The sequence below is a fragment of the Flavobacterium frigidum genome, assembly GCF_048286795.2.
This window is the reverse complement of sequence record NZ_JBLVPT020000044.1, coordinates 1-1,092: the sequence shown is the minus strand read 5'-3', so window position 1 is coordinate 1,092 and position 1,092 is coordinate 1. Positions and strand designations below refer to the sequence as shown.

The following is a 1,092-nucleotide window of genomic DNA, read 5'->3' as shown; positions in this document are numbered from 1 at the left end:
TAAATTTGCAGCCTAAAAAAGGCGACTTCTTAAAAGACCTTATTTGAATTGTAGAGTCGTGAAATTTGAAGATTATATTAGAAAAAAGAGGTTTTTTCACAGCCTGACGTCTCGTGGCTTGGCGTCAGTTGGGGATTTGGTAAGCCAAATGTATCGAATAAAGACCGAACTTTCAAGTACAAAACCAACTTTAAAGTTCGCCCAAAACCCCAATTGCGCCAAACCGCTGTTGTGCGATCGTATTTTTTTTATAATTTTAATTACTTACAACAACTCCAACAATTTCAGTTTCATTTATCAATCCTAAATATCGTGAATCTTCAGAATTATCTCTATTATCTCCAAGAACAAATATTTTTCCTTTTGGTATTACTAATGGTCCAAAATTATCTTTATTCCAATTATTTTTGAAAACTTTTTTAATCGTTTCGTCTAATTTTCCTTTTTCTTCAATTATTCTTTTTGAAGTTAATCCGTATTTTTTTGCAATTGAATCTTCTAATAATGCTTTTACATTATTTTCATCTACCGCAAAAGCAAAATTATCATCTGAAATATTTTCCGCTGACTTTATTTTTAAATAATCTTTTTTACTTACTTGATAAAAATGAATTTGTTTAATTTCTTTATCAATGTTTACTTTATTTAAATAAACTATTCCATCAACAATTTGTAAAGTATCATTTTCTTTTCCGCAAAGTCTATGAATTCTTATAAGTTTGCCTGAAAAATTATCTTCATATTTATAACAAACAAAATCTCCAATTTCAGCACTAACTAAATTTGAAACCAACATTCTTGAGTTTAATTTTAGATTTGGTTCGTTTGCAATTGTAGAGTTTTTGTATGCTTTTAGTATTCCAGTTTGAGCAATTATATTATAAGATATAAATAATGTTGCAAAGATTATTAAAAGTATTTTAAATATTTTCTTCATAATTAATTTGTAAGTTTCTGATTTAAAGCGATTTTACAATATGTCGCACAACGTCAGTCTGTGAAAAAACTCCCGTTTTATTATGCTCAAATATACTAAAAAACTTGTATTAAAAGAAGATTTTTCGTATTTTTAAGCATGCAACACATCATAGG

Annotated in this window: 1 protein-coding gene; it reads right to left on the bottom strand. The window is 27.4% G+C overall.

Annotation, left to right across the window (positions count from 1 at the left end; translation table 11 throughout):
- Positions 1-256 precede the first annotated feature (256 nt).
- Positions 257-937: a signal peptidase I gene (lepB, locus tag ACNQGB_RS15990; protein ID WP_417948228.1), complete on the bottom strand. Its 681-nt coding sequence runs from the start codon at positions 935-937 to the stop codon at positions 257-259.
- Between the last annotated feature and the right edge of the window lie 155 nt (positions 938-1,092).

Excerpts from the sequence above, each read along its gene's own strand:
- lepB (WP_417948228.1), bottom strand. The coding sequence starts at position 937 with ATGAAGAAAATATTTAAAATACTTTTAATAATCTTTGCAACATTATTT.